The organism is Streptomyces sp. NPDC002104, assembly GCF_053593795.1.
Genome location: NZ_JBSFDF010000014.1, coordinates 20,790 through 43,237, shown reverse-complemented (window position 1 = coordinate 43,237; position 22,448 = coordinate 20,790). Strand labels below are relative to the sequence as shown.

At 71.7% G+C, this 22,448-nt stretch carries 20 protein-coding genes; 12 read left to right on the top strand and 8 right to left on the bottom strand.

The window, feature by feature from the left end:
- Positions 1–12: 12 nt before the first annotated feature.
- Positions 13–1,272, top strand: coding sequence for an amidohydrolase family protein (locus tag ACWCP2_RS15015; protein WP_450909095.1), 1,260 nt, complete (start codon positions 13–15; stop codon positions 1,270–1,272).
- Between the two features lie 23 nt (positions 1,273–1,295).
- Here ACWCP2_RS15015 and ACWCP2_RS15010 read toward each other — a convergent pair whose 3' ends face one another.
- A complete protein-coding gene (locus ACWCP2_RS15010) occupies positions 1,296–4,304 on the bottom strand; it encodes an NACHT domain-containing protein (protein ID WP_450909001.1) in 3,009 nt (1,002 codons plus the stop codon).
- A gap of 129 nt (positions 4,305–4,433) precedes the next feature.
- Between ACWCP2_RS15010 and ACWCP2_RS15005 the strand changes: the two genes are divergently transcribed.
- From ACWCP2_RS15005 to ACWCP2_RS14995, 3 genes are read left to right on the top strand one after another with little or no spacing between them, the layout of a single operon-like run.
- Positions 4,434–5,408 (top strand): sterol desaturase family protein, encoded by a 975-nt coding sequence (locus ACWCP2_RS15005; protein ID WP_450909000.1) that lies wholly within the window; start codon positions 4,434–4,436, stop codon positions 5,406–5,408.
- A 47-nt stretch (positions 5,409–5,455) separates the two neighbouring features.
- Positions 5,456–6,130 (top strand): lysoplasmalogenase, encoded by a 675-nt coding sequence (locus tag ACWCP2_RS15000; RefSeq protein ID WP_450909094.1) that lies wholly within the window; start codon positions 5,456–5,458, stop codon positions 6,128–6,130.
- An 18-nt stretch (positions 6,131–6,148) separates the two neighbouring features.
- Entirely contained in the window at positions 6,149–7,192 is a 1,044-nt protein-coding gene (locus tag ACWCP2_RS14995) for a zinc-dependent alcohol dehydrogenase family protein (protein WP_450908999.1), read from the top strand.
- An 88-nt stretch (positions 7,193–7,280) separates the two neighbouring features.
- Here ACWCP2_RS14995 and ACWCP2_RS14990 read toward each other — a convergent pair whose 3' ends face one another.
- Positions 7,281–8,828, bottom strand: coding sequence for a S8 family serine peptidase (locus ACWCP2_RS14990; RefSeq protein WP_450908998.1), 1,548 nt, complete (start codon positions 8,826–8,828; stop codon positions 7,281–7,283).
- 268 nt (positions 8,829–9,096) lie between these two features.
- Here ACWCP2_RS14990 and ACWCP2_RS14985 point away from each other — a divergent pair, with 268 nt between their 5' ends.
- The 3 genes from ACWCP2_RS14985 (at position 9,097) to moaA (ending at position 12,300) form a co-directional block, all read left to right on the top strand.
- Positions 9,097–9,462, top strand: coding sequence for a DUF485 domain-containing protein (locus tag ACWCP2_RS14985; RefSeq protein ID WP_450908997.1), 366 nt, complete (start codon positions 9,097–9,099; stop codon positions 9,460–9,462).
- Entirely contained in the window at positions 9,459–11,114 is a 1,656-nt protein-coding gene (locus ACWCP2_RS14980; protein WP_450908996.1) for a solute symporter family protein, read from the top strand. The genes ACWCP2_RS14985 and ACWCP2_RS14980 overlap by 4 nt, the downstream gene beginning before the upstream one ends.
- Positions 11,115–11,310: 196 nt before the next feature.
- On the top strand, positions 11,311–12,300 hold the full coding sequence (moaA, locus tag ACWCP2_RS14975) for a GTP 3',8-cyclase MoaA (RefSeq protein ID WP_450908995.1): 990 nt from the start codon (positions 11,311–11,313) through the stop codon (positions 12,298–12,300).
- 48 nt (positions 12,301–12,348) lie between these two features.
- Here moaA and ACWCP2_RS14970 read toward each other — a convergent pair whose 3' ends face one another.
- The gene (locus ACWCP2_RS14970) at positions 12,349–12,609 is read right to left on the bottom strand and encodes a hypothetical protein (protein WP_450908994.1); all 261 of its coding nucleotides are present in this window, start codon (positions 12,607–12,609) and stop codon (positions 12,349–12,351) included.
- 136 nt (positions 12,610–12,745) lie between these two features.
- Positions 12,746–13,078 carry a DUF3099 domain-containing protein gene (locus ACWCP2_RS14965; protein ID WP_450908993.1) on the bottom strand — a complete coding sequence of 111 codons (333 nt, stop codon included), beginning with the start codon at positions 13,076–13,078 and terminating at the stop codon, positions 12,746–12,748.
- A gap of 178 nt (positions 13,079–13,256) precedes the next feature.
- Here ACWCP2_RS14965 and ACWCP2_RS14960 point away from each other — a divergent pair, with 178 nt between their 5' ends.
- Positions 13,257–13,535, top strand: a complete 279-nt coding sequence (locus ACWCP2_RS14960) for a GlsB/YeaQ/YmgE family stress response membrane protein (RefSeq protein ID WP_403710065.1) — start codon at positions 13,257–13,259, stop codon at positions 13,533–13,535.
- Positions 13,536–13,627: 92 nt separating this feature from the next.
- Here the strand turns inward: ACWCP2_RS14960 and tyrS are convergent, their stop codons facing one another.
- The 3 genes from tyrS to ACWCP2_RS14945 form a co-directional block, all read right to left on the bottom strand.
- A complete protein-coding gene (gene tyrS, locus ACWCP2_RS14955) occupies positions 13,628–14,893 on the bottom strand; it encodes a tyrosine--tRNA ligase (RefSeq protein WP_450908992.1) in 1,266 nt (421 codons plus the stop codon).
- 114 nt (positions 14,894–15,007) lie between these two features.
- Positions 15,008–16,408 (bottom strand): metallopeptidase TldD-related protein, encoded by a 1,401-nt coding sequence (locus tag ACWCP2_RS14950; protein WP_450908991.1) that lies wholly within the window; start codon positions 16,406–16,408, stop codon positions 15,008–15,010.
- Positions 16,405–17,967 carry a TldD/PmbA family protein gene (locus ACWCP2_RS14945; protein ID WP_450908990.1) on the bottom strand — a complete coding sequence of 521 codons (1,563 nt, stop codon included), beginning with the start codon at positions 17,965–17,967 and terminating at the stop codon, positions 16,405–16,407. The genes ACWCP2_RS14950 and ACWCP2_RS14945 overlap by 4 nt, the downstream gene beginning before the upstream one ends.
- Before the next feature lie 146 nt (positions 17,968–18,113).
- Here ACWCP2_RS14945 and fabG point away from each other — a divergent pair, with 146 nt between their 5' ends.
- From fabG to ACWCP2_RS14930, 3 genes are all read left to right on the top strand, one after another.
- The gene (fabG, locus tag ACWCP2_RS14940; RefSeq protein ID WP_450908989.1) at positions 18,114–18,833 is read left to right on the top strand and encodes a 3-oxoacyl-[acyl-carrier-protein] reductase; all 720 of its coding nucleotides are present in this window, start codon (positions 18,114–18,116) and stop codon (positions 18,831–18,833) included.
- A 5-nt stretch (positions 18,834–18,838) separates the two neighbouring features.
- Entirely contained in the window at positions 18,839–19,612 is a 774-nt protein-coding gene (gene fabI / locus ACWCP2_RS14935) for an enoyl-ACP reductase FabI (protein WP_450908988.1), read from the top strand.
- A 415-nt stretch (positions 19,613–20,027) separates the two neighbouring features.
- Entirely contained in the window at positions 20,028–20,315 is a 288-nt protein-coding gene (locus tag ACWCP2_RS14930; protein WP_450909093.1) for a hypothetical protein, read from the top strand.
- Here ACWCP2_RS14930 and ACWCP2_RS14925 read toward each other — a convergent pair.
- Positions 20,296–21,063, bottom strand: coding sequence for a FadR/GntR family transcriptional regulator (locus tag ACWCP2_RS14925; RefSeq protein WP_450908987.1), 768 nt, complete (start codon positions 21,061–21,063; stop codon positions 20,296–20,298). The two genes, ACWCP2_RS14930 and ACWCP2_RS14925, sit on opposite strands and share 20 nt — an antisense overlap.
- A gap of 84 nt (positions 21,064–21,147) precedes the next feature.
- Between ACWCP2_RS14925 and ACWCP2_RS14920 the strand changes: the two genes are divergently transcribed.
- Entirely contained in the window at positions 21,148–22,443 is a 1,296-nt protein-coding gene (locus ACWCP2_RS14920; protein WP_450908986.1) for a CynX/NimT family MFS transporter, read from the top strand.
- Positions 22,444–22,448: the final 5 nt, after the last annotated feature.

The window sequence follows — 22,448 nt, the reverse complement described above, 5'->3', positions numbered from 1 at the left end:
CCCGACAGCCCCGTGAGCCCTGCCGGCCCCGCCGGCCCCGACGCTCCGGCCGCCGGGGAGGACCGCTACACGGTCATCTCCGCCGACTGCCACGCGGGCGCCGACCTGCTGGACTACAAGCCGTACCTGGAGAAGCGGTACCACGAGGAGTTCGACGCCTGGGCCGCGACCTACGTCAACCCGTACGAGGACCTCCTCGCGGACACGGCCGACCGCAACTGGAACTCCCAGCGCCGGCTGGCCGAACTCGAAGCCGACGGGATCGTCGCGGAGGTGCTCTTCCCGAACACCATCCCGCCGTTCTTCCCCAAGGCCTCGCTGATGGCCCAGCCCCCGACGGCGGCCGAGTACGAGATGCGCTGGGCCGGTCTCCAGGCCCACAACCGGTGGCTGGCGGACTTCTGCGCGGACGCGCCGGGCCGCCGGGCGGGCGTGGTCCAGATCCTGCTGAACGACGTGGACGCGGCGGTCGAGGAGATCCGCCGCACCCGCAACGCGGGACTGACCGGCGGCATCCTGCTGCCCGGCGTCCCGCCCGGCTCCACCGTTCCCGAGCTCTACTCGGAGGCCTACGACCCGATCTGGGCCGTCTGCGACGAGCTGGACGTCCCCGTCAACCACCACGGCGGCTCCGCCTCGCCGCCGCTGGGCGACGAACCGGCGGCGCGGGCCGTCTTCATGGTGGAGACCACCTGGTTCTCCCACCGGGCCCTGTGGCACCTCATCTTCGGCGGTGCCTTCCGCCGCAACCCCGGGCTGAAACTGGTCCTGACGGAGCAGGGCTCCGGCTGGATCCCGGGCGTGATCGAGATGCTGGACTACTACCACGGCCGCCTGGTCGCGGCCTCGGCCACCGCCGAGGCCAAGTTCGGGGCCGGGCTGGCGGAGTCCATGGGCAGGGGGCCGAGCGAAGTCTGGCGGGACAACTGCTTCGTGGGAGCGAGCTTCATGCGCCCCCACGAGGTCCCGCTGCGGGGCCGGATCGGCCTCGACAAGATCATGTGGGGCAGCGACTACCCCCACGACGAGGGCACCACGCCCTACTCCCGCGAGGGCCTGCGCATCGCCTACGCGGGCCTGCCCCGCGAGGAGGTCGCCGCCATGGTCGGCGGCAACGCCGCCCGGGTGTACGGCTTCGACCTCGCCCTCCTCGACGCGGTGGCCGCCAAGCACGGCCCCCTCGTCTCGGAGGTCGCGCAGCCCCTCACCGAGGTCCCGGCGGCGGCCACCAGCCCGGCCTTCGCCCGAGGGGGCTCGGTCCGGGTCTGGTGACCGGCGGCTCCCGCCGGAGCGGCTCAGTCCCTGCGGACGAGCCGCTCCGGCGGGATCAGCTCCGCCCCGGTGACGTGCGTGCCCCGGCGCAGCTCGATCACCAGCTCCTCCAGCGGGGCGAGCGGAGCCAGGTCCACGGTCCCGAGGCATTCGCTCAGCACCAGCCGGCGCAGCGCCGGGACCTCGCGCAGCGCCTCCAGGGAGCCCTCCAGCGCGCACCGGATCAGCACGAGCCGGCCCAGGCGCTCGTACGGCAGGAGCGCCCCGGCCGATACGGGGGCGGCGTGCCGGATCTGCAGCGCGGTCAGTCCCCTGAGCGGCAGCGAGCGCACCAGCTGCCGGTACTGGCCGCTCCCGGCCACCGTCAGCTTCTCCACCCGCGGCCAGCGCTCGATCCCGTCGAGCGTCATCCGGCGGGCGCCCTGCCACAGGTGCAGTGCGGTCAGCGAGTCCGCGGCGGGCACGTCCCCGATCCGCCGCTGCGCCGGCTCGAAGCCGATGATCAGCGAACGCAGGTCCGCCGCACCCGCCAGCGGGGCGAGCGAGAGGTCGTCCCGCAGGTAGCCGAAGGCGAGGCTGTCCGCGCGCAGTTCGCCCACCACCTCGATCCCGGTGACCTGCGGGCAGTCCAGGACGCCCAGGTGCCTCAGCGAGGACTGGCCGGCCAGCGGGGACAGATCGGCCAGCCGCGGATTGCGGTGCAGGGTCAGCGACTCCAGGTCCCGGCGCCGCGCGATCTCCGGCGGGACCGGGCCGTCCCAGGTGACGTGCAGCCGGCGGACGTGCCGGAGCCGGTCCAGGGCCCGCAGCTGTCCGGGCGTCCGCACGTGCAGGTGCGCGGTGCTCATGGGCGCGTCCGCGAGCACCGTGTCCGCGTACACGTCCACGGGGAACCGCCCCCAGGCGTCGGAGAGTTCCCGGGCGGCCTCGTAGCGGTCGTCCGTCCGGAAGCCCGCGATCACCCGGAGCGCCCGGTCGCCGCCGACGAGCGCCGCCGTACGGATCGTCGCGGCCGCCTCGGCCTCGACGAGCCCGGCCGGCTCCGGCAGCAGCTCCAGCACCAGTTCCCCGGCCTTGGCCAGTTCCTCGGCCTGGCCGGGGGAGCGCGGGGGCAGCAGGCGGGCCGTCCGGGCCGTCACCTCGCGCCGGACCTCCGGGTCCAGCTCCGGCGCGTGTTCCAGGCAGGCGGCCGCGAGCAGCACCAGCCGGCTGCGGTCGGGCTCCGACCGGTCGGCCCGTGCCAGCAACTGCCGCAACAGGTAAGCGCGTTCGTCGGGCCGGGCGTGCCCCACGGCCATCCGGACCACGTTGTCCCAGGTGTACTCGTGCGCATTGCGCACCAGGACGCCGAAGTCCCGTGCCTCCACGGCCGCCTTGGCGCCGAGGTAGTCCTGGAAGGTCTGGTGGACGAACAGGACCGAGCCCGGTACGGGCTCGCGGAGCAGCCCGCTGCGGATCAGCAGATGACGGAACACCGTCTGCGCGCCGCCCTGCGCCTTGACCTGGGGCATGGAGTCCAGCGATTCGGCGATCATCCCGATCGCCTCCTCGGCGGAGGCCTCCACCTGCCCGTTGCGGATCAGCCAGTACGCCAGGCGCTGGAGCAGCAGGGTCTGCTCGTCCCGGCTGAGGTAGACGCCCTCGACCCCGGAGATGTCCCGTTCGCTGTCGCGGCGGATCAGCAGCATGTCCAGAGCCGTGTCGTACAGCTCCTTGCGGGCCCGCGGCAGGTGCATCCGGCGGTCCCGGTTCAGGGCGCACAGCAGGGCGCACATCAGCGGGTTCGTCGCCAGCCGGCCCAGGTCCCGGCGCGATCCCACGGCCTCCAGGAGCGCCTTCTCGTACCGGTCGAGCAGTTCGCGTTCGGACTCCGCGCCCTCGCCGTCCGCCTCGGCCCGGGCGGAGGCGTGCCAGTGCGTGATGAAGGCGCCGACGTCGTCGCGGTCCATCGGCAGCAGGGCGAGGGAGGTGAAGCCGTGGGCGGTCAGCCAGTCCTCGGGCACGGCCGAGTGGCGGGTGGTGACCACGAAGCGGGCCGCCGGGTACGCGGTGAGCAGCGCCCGCAGCCAGGACTCGGTCCTGTCCCGCAGCCGCGGGGACACCTCGTCCACGCCGTCGATCAGCACGAGCGCCCGCCCGGAGGCGAGGAGCCCGGTGATCCAGCCCTCCGGAGGGGACAGCCGGACACCGGTCGCGCCGAGCCAGTCCTGCGGCCGGGGCAGTCCGGCGGGGGAGTTGAAGGAACGCAGCGGCAGGACGAAGGGGACCAGGCCGTTCCAGTCCCGCAACTGGGGGCCGAAACTGCTCCGGGCGGCATTGAGGGCCAGCCATTTCACGAGGGTGCTCTTGCCCGAGCCGGCCGGGCCGCGCAGCAGCACCCGCTCCGTCGCGTTCAGCGCCACCTCGGCCTTCACCGAGCTCTGCAGGCCGGGTTCCTCCAGGAACTCCCCGCCGCTGACCGCGAGGCTGATGTAGGCCAGGTCCAGCGACCAGTCCTGGCGGGCCTGGCTGAGCGTCAGGCCGTACAGCTGGACCCGCCCCTGGGCCCCGGCGACGTACTGGGCGTAGCTCTCCTCGAAGGCCGCGGCGGCCTCCTCGGCCGGTGTGGTCCCGGGCTCGTCGTCCTCGGCGGGCACGGCGTCCTCCTGCGGCGGCCGGCCGCCGAGGCACAGGACGAACAGCCTCCGGTAGGCGGCCTCCGCTGCCGGGGACAGTTCCCCGGGCGGCGGGGGCACGGTGACGGCCGAGGCGCCGAAGGCGGCCAGGAGGAGGGCCCCGGCCTGCTTCGGGCCGAGCGCGGCGAACGCCCGCCCGACGGCGGCCACCGCCTCGGAGCGGGCGGGTTCGTCCAGCCCCGCGCTGCCCTCCGTCAGGAGGGCGACCAGCCCGTGCGCGTGGCGCAGCCGGTCCGGGCCGTTCACCCGGACCGGTAAGAGCCGGAGTCCCCCCGGCGGCCGGGCCCTGCCCAGCGCCCACGCCACCGCGTCCGCCGCCTCGAAGGCGATCTCCTCGAAACCCGGTACGTACCCCATCCCCCATGCCCTCCCCTTGGCCCGGACACCCTCACCCGGAAGCATCTCGTGAACCGTCGGTAACACCGATGGATACCGATCGGTAACAACCCCTAGCCGAGCCCCGGAATCCGCCTCTATGGTGCGGGCATGCCGAACCTGCCCGATGTCGTGCTGTGGTCCATACCCGCCTTCGTGCTGCTCACCGTCATCGAGGTGGTGAGCTACCGCATCCATCCCGACGAGGACGCCGCCGGGTACGAGACCAAGGACGCCGTCACCAGCCTCGGCATGGGGATCGGCAGCCTCGGCTTCGACTTCCTCTGGAAGATCCCGATCGTCGCGATCTACACCGCGGTCTACGAGCTCACCCCGCTGCGCGTCCCCGTCCTGTGGTGGACCGTCCCGCTGATGCTGCTCGCCCAGGACTTCCTCTACTACTGGCAGCACCGGGGCCACCACGTCATCCGGATCCTGTGGGCCTGCCACGTCGTCCACCACAGCAGCCGCAAGTTCAACCTCACCACCGCCCTGCGCCAGCCCTGGACCAGCGCCACCTCCTGGCCGTTCTACCTCCCGATGATCGCGCTGGGCGTGCACCCGGCCGCCATCGCGTTCTGCTACTCGGTCAACCTCGTCTACCAGTTCTGGATCCACACCGAGCGCATCGGCAAACTGCCCCGGCCGATCGAGTACGTCTTCAACTCCCCCTCCCACCACCGCGTCCACCACGCCTCCCAGGGCGGCTACCTGGACCGGAACTTCGGCGGCATCCTGATCGTGTGGGACCGGATGTTCGGCTCCTGGGTGGGCGAGACCGACAAGCCCGTCTTCGGCCTCACCAAGAACATCGGCACCTACAACCCGCTGCGCGTCGCCACCCACGAGTACGCCTCCATCGCCCGGGACGTGCGCGGGGCCACCACCTGGCGCGAGCGCGCCGGCCGCGTGTTCCGCGGCCCCGGCTGGCAGCCGGCGCAGGTCGCCCAGACCGCGCAGACCGCCCAGACCACGCAGACCGCCCAGGCCGCCCAGACCACAGAGCCCGCAGAGCCCGCGCAGGCCGAGGTGCCCACCACCGCGCCCACCACCGCGCCCGCGCCCGCCCAGGAGCACGCCGCGTGAGCGCCACCGGATCCACCGACCGCGCGCAGTCCCGTACGCCCTCCTGGGTGCGCCCGGCCGCCTCCCCGGGCTCCGGCCCCGCCGGCCGGGCGCTGCTCGCGGCCTTCGCCGTCGCCACCGCCGCGGACCTCGGATCCCTGCTCGCGGACTGGCACACCGGGCACCTCCTCGCCAAGCCGCTGCTGATGCCGCTGCTCGTCGCGTACGTGATCACCCGCCGCGCCCCCCGCCTGCTCGTCGCGGCCCTGCTGTTCGGCTGGGGCGGGGACCTGGCCCTGCTCTTCGACACCGATCCCGCCTTCCTGATCGGGATGGGCTCCTTCGCCGCCGGGCACGTCTGCTACCTCGTGCTGTTCGGCCGCCGCCGCACGGGCCCCCTGCTCGGGGCCGCGTACGCCGCCGCGCTCCTGTCCACCGTCACGCTGCTCTGGGGCGACCTGCCCGCGGAGCTGCGGATCCCGGTCGCCGGGTACAGCCTGCTGCTCACCGCCATGGCGTACCGCTCCAGCGCCCTGGGTCCGCGGGCCGGGCTCGGCGGGGCGCTGTTCCTGATCTCCGACACGCTCATCGCCACCGGGGTCGCCGAGTGGCCCCAGCTGCCCCGCCCCGACTTCTGGGTCATGGCCACCTACGCGGCCGCCCAGTACCTGCTGGCCACGGGAGCGCTCGCGCCGGAGCGGGCGTACGGTAGGGAGGCCCTACAGGGCTCCACCATTTCCTAACCGGAGGACTGCACCACCATGCGCGCCACCGTCATCCACGCCCCGCACGACATCCGCGTGGAGGAGGTGCCCGACGCTGCGATCCAGCGCCCCGAGGACGCCGTCGTCCGCGTCCTGCGCGCCTGCATCTGCGGCAGCGACCTCTGGGCCTACCGCGGCGAGGCCAAGCGCGAGCCGGGCCAGCGGATCGGCCACGAGTTCCTCGGCGTCGTCGAGGAGACCGGCTCCGCCGTCTCGGGCCTGCGCGCCGGAGACCTCGTCGTCGCCCCCTTCATGTGGTCCGACGGCACCTGCTCCTACTGCGCCGAGGGCCTCTACACCTCCTGCGAGCACGGCGGCTTCTGGGGCTCGGTCGGCCACGACGGCGGCCAGGGCGAGGCCGTCCGGGTCCCGCACGCCGACGGCACGCTCGTGAAGCTGCCCGCCGACGCCGTCTCCGACGACCACCTGCTGACCGCGCTCCTCGCGCTGTCCGACGTCATGGGCACCGGGCACCACGCCGCGCTCGGCGCGGGGGTCCGCAAGGGCTCCACGGTCGCCGTCGTCGGCGACGGCGCGGTCGGCCTGTGCGGGGTCCTCGCGGCCAAGCGCCTGGGCGCCGAGCGGATCATCGCACTGGGCCGGCACACCGTCCGTACGGACATCGCGAAGCTCTTCGGGGCCACCGACGTGGTCGCCGAGCGCGGCGAGGCCGCCGAGGCGGCCGTGCGCGAGCTCACCGGCGGCCAGGGCGCCCACTCGGTCATCGAGGCGGTCGGCACCGAGCAGTCCATGCGCACCGCCGTGAACATCGCCCGCGACGGCGGGGCCATCGGCTACGTCGGCGTCCCGCACGGCAGCGGCACCGGCCTCGACCTCGGTGTCATGTTCGACCGCAACCTCACCCTGCGCGGCGGGGTCGCGCCGGTCCGCGCGTACATCCCCGAGCTGCTCGCGGACGTGCTCAGCGGTGCGATCGACCCGTCGCCCGTCTTCGACCGTGCCGTCACCCTCGACGAGGTCCCGGACGGTTACCGGGCGATGGACGACCGCAGCGCGCTGAAGGTGCTCATCAAGCCCTAGCGGTCCGCCAGGACGAAGGAGGGGCCGGCCCGGGTATCACCCCGGGCCGGCCCCTCCGTTCGTTCGTCCGCCGGTCAGGTCCGGACCGTTACTTCACGGCCTTCAGCGCGTCGACCACGCCGAAGCCGTCGTAGCTGTTCTGGCCCCACTTGCTGGTGCAGGTGGTGGCGTCGACCAGCGTGCCCGTGGCGTCGTAGACCTTCTCGGGGCAGGCCGTCTTCGTGGCCTGGACCTTGAGGAGCAGCTGGATCTGCGCCGGGGTCGCCCACGGGTGGCGGCTCTTGAGCAGCGCCGCGACACCGGCGACGTGCGGGCCGGCCATCGAGGTGCCCTGCTTGTAGCCGTAGCCGCCGCCCGGGAGGGTGGACAGCACGCGGCCGTTGGCGTCCGGGGTGGCGGGTATCTGCCACTTGTCGCCGCCGGGGGCCGTGACGTCGACGACGCCGAGGCCGTAGCTGGAGTAGTACGACTTGAAGCCCTTGTCACCGGTCGCGGCCACCGTGACCACGCCCGGGAGCTGGGTGGGGACGTCCAGGCAGACGTGGGGGTCGATGGTGCGGGGCACCGGGGTGGCGTCGTCCGGGCTGGTGTCGTCCACGATGGCGTCGGACGCCAGGTCGTGGTTCGAGTTGCCGGCGGAGGCGACGCTGAGGACGCCCTTGCGCTCGGAGTACTGCGTCGCCCGGCTGAGGGCCTCCACCAGCGCCTTCTGGTCGTCGTCCGACTTGCAGTTGTAGAGCCAGGGGTCGACGTAGTAGCTGTTGTTGGTCACCTCGATCCCCTTCTCGGCGGCGAACATGAAGGCGCAGACGACGGCCTCGGTGTAGAAGAGGCTGGTCGCCGGCTCGCTCACCTTGATGGCGGCCACCTGGACGCCGGGCGCCACACCGCTGATGCCGACTCCGTTGCGCGGGGCCGCGATGGTGCCCGCCACGTGGGTGCCGTGGTCGCTGCCGTCGGCGTAGGGGCGCCAGGCTCCCTCGGTGGTGTCGGCGACGCCGCCGACGCAGTTGGCGGACTGGCCCTTGGAGAAGTTCGCGGCGAGATCCGGGTGAGTGTCGTCGACACCCGTGTCGATGACGCCCACCGTGACGTTCCGGCTGCCATCGTTGATCTTGTGAGCCTGGTCGGCCTTGATCGCGCGCAGGTCCCACTGGTTGGACTCCAGGGGCTCCTGTCCGGGCTCGGCCTGCGCCGCGGCCTTGGCGGCGTCCGCGTCGCTCAGGCGCTGCGTCGACCCCTCCTCGTCGGTCTGCACGACCGACAGGGGAGCCACGCGGGTGGCGCCGACCGAGGCGAACAGGCCGCGCTGGCCGCGGAGCTGCTTGGCGAAGTCCGGGTTCTGCGAGTGGGCTACGACCACTCCGATCTGCTCATATGCGATCACCACGGTGCCACCGGCCCGCTCGATCGCCTTCTTCGCCTGCTTCACGCTTCCGTACGAGGTCAGGTTCGCCACGTAGGACAGCTTGGGGCCGGAAGGGTCGGGCGTGGCGGTGACCGAGGCGTCAGCCGTCACGCCGGCCGGTGCGGCGGAGGCCGTGACCGAGGGCAGGAAGGCGAGCGAGGCGGTGAGCGCCAGGCCGACCGGAACGGCGAGAGCGCGCCGCCGGTAACCGGTTCCCAGATGAGCCATGGGTTCTCCACATCATCGTGAAAAAGCCGTGCGGGCGCGGTCGCGCCCGACGGGTTCATGTCACGTGAACCTAGTGCCGACGTTCGACTTCGCGCCATCAGTTCGAGAAATCCGTTCGAGGAATCAGTTCCCAAAGAAACAAACAGGTGTTGAACCACCCCGACGCGCCGGACGTGCCGTTGACAGGGGGATCGGCACCACCGCCCCCCACACGGAGGTTGTTTTGTCCGTCACCCCCACCGCACCCGCGTCACAAGGAGGGTCCCCCGTGACCACCGAAGCAGCGCCGCCCCACGGCAGCGCGGGAACGCCGCTGGCGAGTCCCGGACCCGAGGAGTTCGTGCGCGTCCAGCAGAGCGAGGAGTTCGCCGAACTGCGCCGCGCCCACCGCTCCTTCGCCTTCCCGCTCACCGTGGCGTTCATCGCCTGGTACCTGCTGTACGTCCTGCTCTCCAACTACGCGGGCGGCTTCATGGGGACGAAGCTCTTCGGCAACATCAACGTCGCCCTCGTCCTGGGCCTCGGCCAGTTCGCGACGACCTTCCTCATCGCCTGGCTGTACTCGCGCCACGCGGCGACCCGGCTCGACCCCAAGGCCTCGGCCATCAAGGCAAGGATGGAGGCGGGCGAATGAGCGCCCCGCTGTACGTGGCGCTCGCCGGGGCGGCCACGGCGGGTACGACCACCGCCGCCGGCGCCTCCGAGCACCGCCCGCTGATCATCACCCTGTTCGGGGCGTTCGTCGTCGCCACCCTGGCCATCACCATCTGGGCCGGACGCCAGACCAAGGACGCCGCCGACTTCTACGCGGGCGGCCGCCAGTTCACCGGATTCCAGAACGGCCTGGCCATCTCCGGCGACTACATGTCCGCCGCGTCCTTCCTCGGCATCGCCGGAGCCATCGCGCTCTTCGGCTACGACGGCTTCCTCTACTCGATCGGCTTCCTCGTCGCCTGGCTGGTCGCCCTGCTCCTGGTCGCCGAGCCGCTGCGCAACTCCGGCCGCTACACGATGGGCGACGTGCTCGCGTACCGGATGCGCCAGCGCCCCGTACGCACCGCCGCCGGCACCTCCACCATCGTGGTCTCGATCTTCTACCTGCTCGCCCAGATGGCCGGAGCCGGCGTCCTCGTCTCGCTGCTCCTCGGCATCACCAGCGACTTCGGCAAGGTCGTGATCGTCTCGCTGGTCGGCGTCCTGATGATCCTCTACGTCACCATCGGCGGGATGAAGGGCACCACCTGGGTCCAGATGATCAAGGCGGTGCTGCTGATCGCGGGCACGCTGCTGATCACCTTCATGGTGCTGTGGAAGTTCCACTTCAACATCTCGGACCTGCTGGGCAAGGCCGCCGACAACAGCGGGCAGGGCGTGAAGTTCCTGGAGCCGGGCCTGAAGTACGGGAAGGACTCGCTCTCGAAGCTGGACTTCCTCTCGCTGGGCCTCGCCCTGGTCCTGGGCACCGCCGGCCTGCCGCACATCCTGATCCGCTTCTACACGGTTCCCACGGCCAAGGCCGCCCGCAAGTCCGTGAACTGGGCCATCGGCATCATCGGCGCCTTCTACCTGATGACGATCGTCCTCGGCTTCGGCGCCGCGGCCCTCCTCAAGCGGGCCGACATCATCGCCTCCAACAAGGCCGGCACCACCGCGGCCCCGCTGCTCGCCCAGGAGATCGGCGGCGGTCCGGGCTCCACCGGTGGCGCCGTCCTGCTCGCCGTGATCTCGGCGGTGGCCTTCGCCACGATCCTCGCGGTCGTCGCGGGCCTGACGCTGGCCTCCTCCTCGTCCTTCGCCCACGACATCTACGTGAACGTGATCCGCAAGGGCAAGGCCACCGAGAAGGAAGAGGTACGGGCGGCCCGCTGGTCCACCGTGGTCATCGGTGCCGTGGCCATCGGCCTCGGCGCCATGGCCCGCGACCTCAACGTGGCCGGCCTCGTCGCCCTGGCCTTCGCGGTCGCCGCCTCCGCCAACCTGCCGACGATCCTCTACAGCCTCTTCTGGAAGCGCTTCACCACCCAGGGCGCCCTGTGGTCGATCTACGGCGGCCTGGTCTCCTCGGTCGTCCTGGTGCTCTTCTCCCCGGTCGTCTCCGGCAAGCCCACCTCGATGTTCAAGGGCGCCGACTTCTACTGGTTCCCCCTGGAGAACCCCGGCATCATCTCCATCCCGCTCGGCTTCCTGCTGGGGTGGCTGGGAACGGTCCTGTCCAAGGAGAAGGCGGACCCCCAGAAGTTCGCCGAGCTCGAGGTCCGGTCGCTCACCGGAACCGGCGCGCACTGACACGCTGCGCTTCAGCGCGATCCTCCGAGCACCCAGCGTGGCCGTGTCGTATTTCCCTACGACACGGCCACGTCCCGTCTCGTTCATTCGGGCACCCCTACAAGTCACGCGTGTCGCGTAGGCTCGTTGATAGCGCTCGTACTCTCATCCATCACGGCGCAAACCTCTACAAACCGGACAGGGGAGGGGGCTTACAGTGCTTCTCGACACCTACGGCCGCGTAGCTACTGACCTGCGCGTCTCACTCACCGACCGGTGCAATCTGCGCTGTACGTACTGCATGCCCGAAGAGGGCCTGCAGTGGCTCGGCAAGTCGGATCTGCTCAGCGACGACGAGATCGTCCGCCTGATCCGCATCGCGGTCACCGAGCTCGGGATCAAGGAAGTCCGCTTCACGGGCGGCGAACCGCTGCTCCGTCCCGGCCTCGTCGGGATCGTCGAGCAGTGCGCGGCCCTGGAGCCCCGCCCCAAGATGTCGCTGACCACCAACGGCATCGGCCTCAAGCGCACCGCCCAGGCACTCAAGGCCGCCGGCCTGGACCGGGTGAACGTTTCCCTGGACACCCTGCGGCCCGAGGTCTTCAAGACCCTGACCCGGCGCGACCGCCACAAGGACGTCATCGACGGCATGGCCGCCGCCCGCGAAGCCGGCCTCACCCCCGTCAAGGTCAACGCCGTGCTGATGCCCGGACTCAACGACGACGAGGCCCCCGACCTGCTGGCCTGGGCCGTGGAGAACGAGTACGAGCTCCGTTTCATCGAGCAGATGCCGCTCGACGCCCAGCACGGCTGGAAGCGCGACGGCATGATCACCGCCGGTGACATCCTGGAATCCCTGCGCACCCGCTTCACGCTCACCGAGGAGGGCTCGGAGGAGCGCGGCTCCGCCCCGGCCGAGCGCTGGGTCGTCGACGGCGGCCCGGCCACCGTCGGCGTCATCGCCTCGGTGACCCGTCCCTTCTGCGGAGCCTGCGACCGTACGCGCCTCACCGCCGACGGCCAGATCCGTACCTGCCTCTTCGCCACCGAGGAGTCCGACCTGCGCGCCGCCCTGCGCTCGGGCGCCCCGGACGAGGAGATCGCCCGCCTGTGGAAGGTGGCGATGTGGGGCAAGAAGGCCGGCTCCGGCCTCGACGACCCGACCTTCCTGCAGCCCGACCGCCCGATGTCGGCGATCGGCGGCTGACCCCCGCCGTCACCGGCTCTTCCGAGCGACCCCGAGGGCTCGCAGTGGCTACGGCCGCTGCGAGCCCTCGGGCGCTTCCCACGCGTCGAGCTTCACGACGTCCTTGAGGAACCCGCGGACCCCCAGGAACTGCGACAGGTGCTCGCGGTGCTCCTCGCACGCCAGCCAGGTCTTGCGGCGCTCGGGGGTGTGCAGCTTCGGGTTGTTCCACGCCAGGACCCAGACGGCCGCCTCGCGGCAGGCCTTGGCGGAACACGTGGGTGCATCGCCGGCGGAGGCGTCGTTCAGAAATGCGTCAAGGGGAGTCACGGCTCAACCCTAAGACGGAATGGCGACGCCGAGCAGCCACGGGGGGAGCTGCCCGGCGTCGGTCCGTCGCTCCGACGGGGGATGCGGAGCGCGTAGGCAGTATGTCACGCAGGACCCGGTGCGGTGCACTGGAACTTCATGATTGATCTGAGGTTTTCTTGAGGTTCCCGTCACCCAGCGCGGGGCGCACCGGCGACGGAACGAAGTGGGACGGCAGGGAGGGCGTCGATTCGCGCCCCGCGTTGGCGATGACCACCGCGATGTACGGCAGCAGCGCCCCCGCGACGAGCGTCACGACGGCCACGGGCCGCTGCACGTTCCACAGCACGATCGTCGCGACGACCGACAGGGTCCGGACCAGCATCGAGATCACGTACCGGCGCTGGCGTCCCCGTACGTCCTCGGCGAGGCTCATCCGCGCCCCCGTGATCCGGAAGACCTCGGACCCGTTCCGCTTCGTCCGCTCCACAACCCACCACCCGATCGACCGCCGGGCGCTCCCCGGCCCGGACGTCTCCACGGTACGCCGCCCGCGTCGAGCCGGGCAGAGGGGGTGTCCCCCGAATGGAGCTGTCCGAAATGCGCAGTAGGCCGGACGGGTCGAGACTGGGCCCACATGCGCACAACGCGCCAGGAGGAGGCTCGACATGGGTTGGTTGTGGGCGATCATCGTCGGCTTTGTACTGGGACTGATAGCCCGGGCGATCCTGCCGGGCAAGCAACACCAGCCCCTTTGGCTGACCACGATCTTCGGCATCATCGGCGCGGTCCTCGGCAACGCCGTGGCCACGTGGATCGGCGTCAACGAAACGCGCGGCATCGACTGGATCCGGCACTTGCTGCAGCTTGCCGGAGCCGTCGTGATCGTCGGTCTCGGCGACCTGATCTACAGCTCGCTGCGCGGCAACAAGCGGCAGATGACCTGAGGGCTCCCGCCCGACGCGGCGGAGCATGACGCAGGGGCCGGCCCGGACAGCACGTCCGGACCGGCCCCTGCGTCGTACTCCCGGGCCGGCGCCTAGCCGGTGACCTCGACCGCCGCCAGGTTCTTCTTGCCGCGGCGCAGCACCAGCCAGCGTCCGTGCAGCAGGTCCTCCTTGGCGGGGACCGCGTCCTCGGAGGCGACCTTCACGTTGTTCACGTAGGCGCCGCCCTCCTTGACGGTCCGGCGCGCGGCCGACTTGCTCGCGACGAGCCCGGTCTCCGCCAGCAGGTCGACGACCAGGCCCGGCTCCGCCACCTTCGCGTGCGGCAGCTCGGACAGGGCCGCGGCCAGGGTGGCCTCGTCCAGGTCCGCCAGCTCGCCCTGGCCGAACAGCGCCTTGGACGCCGCGATCACGGCGGCGCACTGGCCGGCCCCGTGCACCAGCGTGGTCAGCTCCTCCGCGAGCGCCCGCTGCGCGGCACGCGCCTGCGGCCGCTCGGCGGTCTGCGCCTCCAGCGCCTCCAGCTCCTCGGGGGTCTGGAAGGACAGGATGCGCATGTAGGTGGAGACGTCCCGGTCGTCCACGTTCAGCCAGAACTGGTAGAACGCGTACGGGGTGGTCATCTCCGGGTCGAGCCAGACGGCGCCGCTCTCGGACTTGCCGAACTTGGTGCCGTCCGCCTTGACCATCAGCGGGGTCGCGATGGCGTGCACGTGCGCGTCCGGCTCCACCCGGTGGATCAGGTCGAGACCGGCCGTCAGGTTGCCCCACTGGTCGGAGCCGCCCTGCTGGAGCACGCAGCCGTGCCGGCGGTACAGCTCCAGGAAGTCCATGCCCTGGAGCAGCTGGTAGCTGAACTCCGTGTAGCTGATGCCCTGGTCGGACTCCAGCCGCTTGGCGACCGAGTCCTTCGTCAGCATCTTGTTCACGCGGAAGTGCTTGCCGATGTCCCGGAGGAACTCGATGGCGGACAGGCCCGCCGTCCAGTCCAGGTTGTTGACCATCAGCGCCGCGTTCTCGCCCTCGAAGGACAGGAACGGCTCGATCTGGGTGCGCAGGCGCGTCACCCAGTTCGCCACGGTCTCCGGGTCGTTCAGGGTGCGCTCGGCGGTCGGGCGCGGGTCGCCGATCTGCCCGGTGGCGCCGCCGACCAGGGCCAGCGGGCGGTGGCCGGCCTGCTGGAGCCGGCGCACGGTGAGGACCTGCACCAGGTGCCCCACGTGCAGCGAGGCCGCCGTCGGGTCGAAGCCGCAATAGAACGTGACGGGACCGTCCGCGAAGGCCTTGCGCAGCGCTTCTTCATCGGTGGACTGGGCGAAGAGCCCGCGCCACTTCAGTTCGTCGACGATGTCCGTCACGGTTCTGGGTCTCCTTGAACGAGATGGAACGAGGTGAAACACGGTGAAACGGAAAGCTCAGGGTTTCCCCGCCAGTCTAGGCGGGGAAGCCCCGCGCCTCTCACGCTTTGTTGATCAGACGCCCTTGCTGACCGAGCTCATGTTGAAGTCCGGGATGCGCAGCGCCGGCATCGCGGTCCTGGTGAACCAGTCGTTCCATTCGCGCGGCAGGGTCTTCTCGGTCCGGCCCGCCTCCGAGGCCCGCGACAGCAGGTCCACGGGGGACTCGTTGAACCGGAAGTTGTTGACCTCGCCGACGACCTGGCCGTTCTCCACCAGGTAGACGCCGTCCCGGGTCAGCCCGGTGAGCAGCAGCGTCGCCGGATCCACCTCGCGGATGTACCAGAGGCAGGTCAGCAGCAACCCGCGCTCGGTGGCGGCCACCATCTCCTCCAGCGACTTCTCGCCGCCGGCGTCCAGGATCAGGTTCCCGAACGAGGGCGAGACCGGCAGCCCGGTCAGCTCGGCCGTGTGCCGGGTCGTGGTCAGCCGGGCCAGCTCGCCGTCCTTGATCCACTCGGTCGCCGGGACCGGCAGGCCGTTGTCGAAGACGGAGGCGTCGTCCCCGGAGCTGTGCGCGATCACGAACGGCGCGGACTCCAGGCCCGGCGCGTTCGGATCGCTGCGCAGGTTCAGCGGCAGCGGGGAGAGCCGCTCGCCGATCCGGGTGCCGCCGCCGGGCTTGGAGAAGACGGTCCGCCCCTCCACCGCGTCCCGGGCCGCCGCCGACCACATCTGGTAGATCACCAGGTCGGCCACGGCCGTGGGGGGCAGCAGCGTCTCGTACCGCCCGGCCGGCAGGTCGATCCTCCGCTCCGCCCAGCCGAGCCGGACGGCCAGCTCCGCGTCCAGCGCGGTCGGGTCCACGTCCTTGAAGTCCCGCGTCGCGCGGCCGGCCCAGGCCGAGCGCTGGCGGTCCGGGGACTTCGCGTTGAGCTCCAGGGTGCCGTTGGGCTGGTCGTGGCGCAGGCGCAGCCCCGTGGAGGTGCCCACGTACGTGGAGACCAGCTCGTGGTTGGCGAACCCGTACAGCTCGCGGCCGCCCGCGCGGGCCCGGGCGAAGGCCTCGCCGAGGGCCGGAGCGAAGTCCGCGAAAACCGCCGAGGAGGTCTCGGCCGGGGCGTCGGCGAAGTCCGGCGAGGAGGGGGTGCCGGTGACCAGCGGCCGGGCGTCCTCCGCCGGCCCGGCGCCGCGGGCGGCCGCCTCGGCGGCCCGGACCAGCGGCTCCAGCTCCGCGGCCGTGACGGCGGAGCGCGAGACGACCCCCGAGGCCGTGCCCTCCTTGCCGTCGACGGTGGCGATGACCGTGAGGGTCCGGCCGCGGGTGACCCCGTTGGTGGTCAGGGCGTTGCCCGCCCAGCGCAGGTTGGCGCTCGACTCCTCGTCGGCGATGACGACGCAGCCGTCCGCGGTGGACAGCTCCAGCGCGCGCTCGACGATCTCGTGGGGCTTGGTGGTACGAATCGACGAGCTCATCGCCCGGCCTCCTGCGTGGTGTTCAGGATGTTCACGTCGCGGAACAGCGCGGACGGGCAGCCGTGCGAGACCGCCGCGACCTGGCCCGGCTGGGCCTTTCCGCAGTTGAAGGCGCCGCCCAGGACGTAGGTCTGCGGACCGCCGACCTTCTCCATCGAGCCCCAGAACTCCGTGGTCGTGGCCTGGTAGGCCACGTCGCGCAGCTGTCCGGCGAGCTTCCCGTTCTCGATGCGGAAGAAGCGCTGCCCGGTGAACTGGAAGTTGTAGCGCTGCATGTCGATGGACCAGGAGCGGTCGCCGACCACGTAGATCCCGCGTTCCACCCCGCCGATCAGGTCCTCGGTGGAGAGCCCGCCCGGATCCGGCTGGAGGGAGACGTTCGCCATGCGCTGGACGGGCACGTGCCCGGGGGAGTCGGCGTAGGCGCAGCCGTTGGAGCGGCCGAGGCCGGTCAGCTTCGCGATCCGCCGGTCCGTCTGGTACCCGGTCAGGGTGCCGTCCTTGACCAGGTCCCAGCTCTGCGCCTCGACGCCCTCGTCGTCGTACCCGATGGTGGCCAGCCCGTGCTCGGCGGTCCGGTCGCCCGTCACGTTCATGATGGGGGAGCCGTACGTCAGCTTGCCGAGCTGGTCGAAGGTGGCGAAGGAGGTCCCGGCGTACGCGGCCTCGTAGCCCAGCGCCCGGTCCAGCTCGGTGGCGTGGCCGATGGACTCGTGGATGGTCAGCCACAGGTTCGAGGGGTCCACGACCAGGTCGTAGCGCCCGGCCTCGACGCTCGGCGCCCGCATCTTCTCGGCGAGCAGCCCGGGGATCCGCTCCAGCTCGGCGTTCCAGTCCCAGCCGGTGCCGGTCAGGTACTCCCAGCCGCGCCCGGCCGGCGGGGCGATGGTGCGCATGGAGTCGAACTCGCCCGTGGTGCCGTTCACCGCGACGGCGGTGAGCTGCGGGTGGATGCGGACCCGCTGCTGGGTGGTGGAGGTGCCCGCGGTGTCGGCGTAGAACTTGTTCTCGTGGACCGCGAGCAGCGAGGCGTCCACGTGGGCCACCCCGTCTGCCGCCAGGAGCCGCGCGCTGAAGTCGGCCAGCAGCGCGGCCTTCTCCGTGTCCGGCACCTCGAAGGGGTTCACGTCGTAGGCGGAGATCCAGGTCCTGTCGGCGTGCACCGGCTCGTCGGCGAGCTCGACCCGCTCGTCGGATCCGGCCGCCTTGATCACCTGGGCGGAGAGCTTCGCCATGGCCACGGCCTGCGAGGCCACCTTGGCGGCGGCGTCCATGGTCAGGTCCACACCGGAGGCGAACCCCCAGCTGCCCCCGTGCACCACGCGGACCGCGTAGCCGAGGTCCGTGGTGTCGGAACCGCCGGAGGGCTTGGCGTCGCGCAGCCGCCAGGAGGCGCTGCGGATGCGTTCCAGCCGGAAATCGGCGTGATCGGCGCCCAGCGCGCGGGCCCGCGCGAGCGCCGCGTCGGCGAGCGCCCGCAGGGGCAGCGCGGTGAAGGCCGCGTCGATGGAATGGGGCACGGAGGTCCTCCCGGGGGTTGGGGCAGCTGGCACGATCATGTCGCGCCGGGGCTCGCGGTGCCTACATCTTTCTGTAGGGACTCGACAGAGCGCGTACCGAGGCCCTGTCGGAGCCGGATTCTCCGGATGGGGTTCTTGACCTATAGGTTTTTGGTTATCAGACCGCTAGTCGAAAGGGTGATCCGTTGAGCCGCTCGGTTCTCGTCACCGGAGGTAACCGGGGCATCGGCCTCGCCATCGCCCGAGCCTTCGCGGAAGCGGGGGACAAGGTCGCGATCACGTACCGGTCGGGCGAGCCCCCGGCGGAGCTCACGGCCCTGGGCGTGCTCGCGGTCCGCTGCGACATCACGGACTCCGACCAGGTCGACCAGGCCTACAAGCAGGTCGAGGACGCGCACGGCGCGGTCGAGGTCCTGGTGGCCAATGCCGGCATCACCAAGGACACGCTGCTGATGCGCATGTCCGAGGACGATTTCGCCTCGGTCGTCGACACCAACCTCACCGGCACCTTCCGCGTGGTCAAGCGCGCCAACCGCGGCATGCTCCGCGCCAAGAAGGGCCGCGTCGTCCTGATCTCCTCGGTCGTCGGCCTCCTAGGCTCGGCCGGCCAGGCCAACTACGCCGCCTCCAAGGCCGCGCTGGTCGGCTTCGCCCGTTCCCTCGCCCGCGAGCTGGGCTCCCGCAACATCACCTTCAACGTCGTCGCGCCCGGCTTCGTGGACACCGACATGACGAAGGTGCTCACCGAAGAGCAGCGGGCCGGCATCGTCGGCCAGGTGCCCCTGGGCCGCTACGCGCAGCCCGAGGAGATCGCGGCCGCGGTCAGCTTCCTGGCGTCCGACAACGCCGCGTACATCACTGGTGCCGTCATTCCCGTTGACGGCGGATTGGGCATGGGTCACTGATCACCATGAGCGGAATTCTCGACGGCAAGCGCATCCTCGTCACCGGGGTGCTGATGGAGTCCTCCATCGCGTTCCACGTCGCCAAGCTGGCGCAGGAGCAGGGCGCCGAGGTCATCCTCACCGCGTTCCCGCGGCCCACGCTGACCGAGCGCATCGCCCGCAAGCTGCCCAAGCCCGCCAAGGTCATCGAGCTCGACGTCACCAACGACGAGCACCTGGCCCGCGTGGAGGAGCTCGTCCGTGCGGAGCTCGGCGGCCTCGACGGCGTCGTCCACTCCATCGGCTTCGCGCCGCAGGACGCGCTCGGCGGCAACTTCCTGAACACCCCGTTCGAGTCGGTCGCCACCGCCATGCACGTCTCGGCGTTCTCGCTGAAGTCGCTGACCATGGCCTGCAAGCCGCTCTTCCCGGAGAACGAGGGCGCCTCGGTCGTCGGCCTCACCTTCGACGCGCAGTACGCGTGGCCGCAGTACGACTGGATGGGCCCGGCCAAGGCCGCGCTGGAGGCCACCAGCCGCTACCTCGCCCGTGACCTGGGCAAGGAGAAGATCCGCTGCAACCTGATCTCGGCCGGTCCGATCGGCTCGATGGCCGCGAAGTCCATCCCGGGATTCGACGGGCTGGCGAACATCTGGGACCAGCGCTCCCCGATGGACTGGGACATGTCGGACCCGGAGCCGGCCGCCAAGGGCGTCGTCGCCCTGCTGTCGGACTGGTTCCCGAAGACCACCGGCGAGATCGTCCACGTCGACGGCGGCCTGCACGCGGTGGGTGCCTGACCTTCGCGCGCTTCCCGTCCGGCCCGGTCCGGGCGGAACGTTCCATCCGTACGGCGGCGGCCGCGCCCTCCCTTCCGGGAGGCGCGGCCGCCGCCGTTTCGGTGTGCGGGGCGGGGACCGTACGGGGCGGCTCGATCAGATGTCCGCCCCCGGGCCGGATCTTCCCGAGTCGAAAATCGGGACATTTCCCTGCAAACTGGGCCCGTCGGGATCTTCCCGGCTCCTGCGGGGAGGAGGTACGGGAGTGCGCGCGAGGCGGAGCCGAGCGGTATCCCTGCTGGTCACCTCGGTGGTCCTGACCGGATTCCTGCTCCCGGGAGCCGTCGCGCAGGACGAGGGGCCGGCCCCCGTGCCCGGTACGGACGCCCAGCTCCCGCTGCCCGGTACGGACGTCCAGGCCCCGGCCGTGGTCGATCTGGCCCAGATCCCCGGCGAACCGCCCGTGCAGCCCCAGAAGCCCGCCAAGCGGGAGCTCTTCGGGGCCGACTGCGACACCGAGATCAACGGCTCCCAGGTGGTGGCGTTCTGCCACAACGGCTTCCCGCAGACCGACCTGGTCCGCCTGCACGTGGAGTGCGACCGCTGGTGGGACGTGGACGGGGACGGCGCCGCCGTGGCCGTCGGACCGGCGGGCCGGGTGGAGCTCTCCGGCCGCTGCTGGAAGGAAGTCCGCTCCGCCTGGGTCAGCCACCAGCGGCAGTGACCCCGGAGACGGCGGCGCCCGCCGCGTCCGCCGTCGCCGCGGTGTCCGCCGCGTCCGCCGTGTCCCTGGAGGGGCGCCGCCCCTCGGCCAGGCAGACGAACGGGTAGCCGGCCGCCTCCGAGGCCGCCGCGTCCCCGTCGCCGCGCCGGATCGCCCCGATCAGCCGCGCGTGGTCCAGGTGCGCGGCGGGATCGAGCTCCGTCCCCACGTCGGTGCGCAGCCAGTCGGCCACCAGATCGCCGAGGTCCGCGTACAGCTCGATCAGCACCTCGTTGTGCGAGGCCGCCACCACCGCCATGTGCAGCGCCACGTCCGCCGCGATGAACAGCTCCGCGTCCCCGCCGGCCCACGCCTCCTCGCGCCGCGCCAGCAGCGCGTCCAGCTGTACGAGGTCCCGCGCGGTCCGCCGCTCCGCCGCGAGACGGGCCGCCGAGGACTCCAGCGTCGAGCGCAGCTCCGCGATGTGCCGGGGGTCGGCGCCCGCGAAACGGCGGTGCATGACCCCGGCCAGCTCGCTGGTGGCGATGACGTACGTCCCCGAGCCCTGGCGGATGTCGAGGAGGCCGTTGTGCGCGAGGGCCCGGACCGCCTCCCGGACCGTGTTGCGGGCGACGCCCATCAGCTCCACGAGCTCCGGCTCGGTCGGGATGCGAGAGCCCACGGGCCATTCGCCGGAGGTGATCTGGTTCCTGAGCTGGGCGATCACCTGGTCGACGAGCGCGGATCGCCGGGGCGAGGTCAGCGGCATGCGGCGGGGTTCCTCTCGGGAGTGACGGGCACGATACGTCCGCGGGGTGGACAACCAATCATCCCATGATTCTATGATGGTTGAATGTCCGACGAAGAAATCCAGACCCTGAACCGGCCCCAGGCCGCCCGCACGGTTGCCCCGCAGCCCCTTCCCGCCCCCGCCGCCACCCCGCAGCCGGCGTGGCTCGGACCCGTGCTCCTCGTCGGCATCGTGCTGGCCGCCCTCAACCTGCGGCCCGCCATCACCAGCCTCGGCGCCCTGTTCGAGGAGACCCGCGAGGGCCTCGGCATGAGCGGGACCGTCGCCGGGCTCATCACCTCCGTACCCGCCCTCTGCTTCGCCGTCTTCGGCGTCACCGCGCCCCGGCTCTCGCGCCGCTTCGGCCCGGCCGCCGTCGTCTGCGCCGGCATGGCCGCCGTCGCCGCGGGCCTGCTCATCCGGCCCTTCGCGAGCAACGCCGCCGGATTCCTCGCGGCCAGCGCCCTGACCCTGGCGGGCATAGCCCTGACCAACGTGCTCCTCCCGGTCATCGTCAAGCGCTGGTTCCCCGACCGGGTCGGCACGATGACGGGGCTCTACTCCATGGCCCTGGCCGCCGGAACCTCGCTCGCCGCGGCCGCGACCGTCCCGATGACCCGGGCGCTGGGCGGCAGCTGGCGCACCGGCCTGCTGGTCTGGGCCCTCCTCGCCGTGATCGCCGTCCTGCCCTGGCTGGCGATCGCCGCGTCGGCCCGCAAGGAGAAGGCCGCCGCCGCGGGCGTGCCGGCCGTCCGCCCCGACGCCGGGCCCGGCGTCGTGCGCAGCCGCACCGCGTGGGCCCTCGCCTGCTACTTCGGACTCCAGGCCACGGGCGCGTACATCACCATGGGCTGGCTCCCGCAGATCTTCCGCGACGCCGGGGTCTCCGCCTCCACCGCGGGCATCCTGCTCGCCGTCACCATGGTCATGGGCGTCCCGCTCGCCTTCATCATCCCCGGCCTGGCGGGCCGGATGAAGAACCAGGGCCCCATCGCGGTCGTCCTCGGCCTCTTCGGCCTCGCGGGCTACCTCGGCCTCTACTTCGCCCCCGCCGCGGGCGCCTGGGCCTGGGTCCTGATGCTCGGCGTCTCCAACTGCGCCTTCCCGCTCGTCATCACGATGATCGGGCTGCGCGCCAAGTCCCCGGCGGGCGTGGTCAAGCTCTCCGCCTTCGCCCAGAGCACCGGGTACCTCATCTCCATCCCCGGACCGCTCGTCGTCGGCGTCCTGTACCAGCACAGCGGCGGCTGGGACCTGCCCCTCGCCCTGATGGCCGGTCTGCTCGTCCCGCAGATCGTGCTCGGCGTGCTCGCGGGCCGGGACCGCACGATCGAGGACGAATGCGGCATGCGAGACTGATCGGC

Excerpts from the sequence above, each read along its gene's own strand:
- ACWCP2_RS15010 (WP_450909001.1), bottom strand. The coding sequence starts at position 4,304 with ATGGGGTACGTACCGGGTTTCGAGGAGATCGCCTTCGAGGCGGCGGAC.
- ACWCP2_RS15005 (WP_450909000.1), top strand. The coding sequence starts at position 4,434 with ATGCCGAACCTGCCCGATGTCGTGCTGTGGTCCATACCCGCCTTCGTG.
- ACWCP2_RS14995 (WP_450908999.1), top strand. The coding sequence starts at position 6,149 with ATGCGCGCCACCGTCATCCACGCCCCGCACGACATCCGCGTGGAGGAG.
- ACWCP2_RS14990 (WP_450908998.1), bottom strand. The coding sequence starts at position 8,828 with ATGGCTCATCTGGGAACCGGTTACCGGCGGCGCGCTCTCGCCGTTCCG.
- ACWCP2_RS14980 (WP_450908996.1), top strand. The coding sequence starts at position 9,459 with ATGAGCGCCCCGCTGTACGTGGCGCTCGCCGGGGCGGCCACGGCGGGT.
- ACWCP2_RS14960 (WP_403710065.1), top strand. The coding sequence starts at position 13,257 with ATGGGTTGGTTGTGGGCGATCATCGTCGGCTTTGTACTGGGACTGATA.
- ACWCP2_RS14950 (WP_450908991.1), bottom strand. The coding sequence starts at position 16,408 with ATGAGCTCGTCGATTCGTACCACCAAGCCCCACGAGATCGTCGAGCGC.
- ACWCP2_RS14945 (WP_450908990.1), bottom strand. The coding sequence starts at position 17,967 with ATGATCGTGCCAGCTGCCCCAACCCCCGGGAGGACCTCCGTGCCCCAT.
- fabI (WP_450908988.1), top strand. The coding sequence starts at position 18,839 with ATGAGCGGAATTCTCGACGGCAAGCGCATCCTCGTCACCGGGGTGCTG.
- ACWCP2_RS14925 (WP_450908987.1), bottom strand. The coding sequence starts at position 21,063 with ATGCCGCTGACCTCGCCCCGGCGATCCGCGCTCGTCGACCAGGTGATC.
- ACWCP2_RS14920 (WP_450908986.1), top strand. The coding sequence starts at position 21,148 with ATGTCCGACGAAGAAATCCAGACCCTGAACCGGCCCCAGGCCGCCCGC.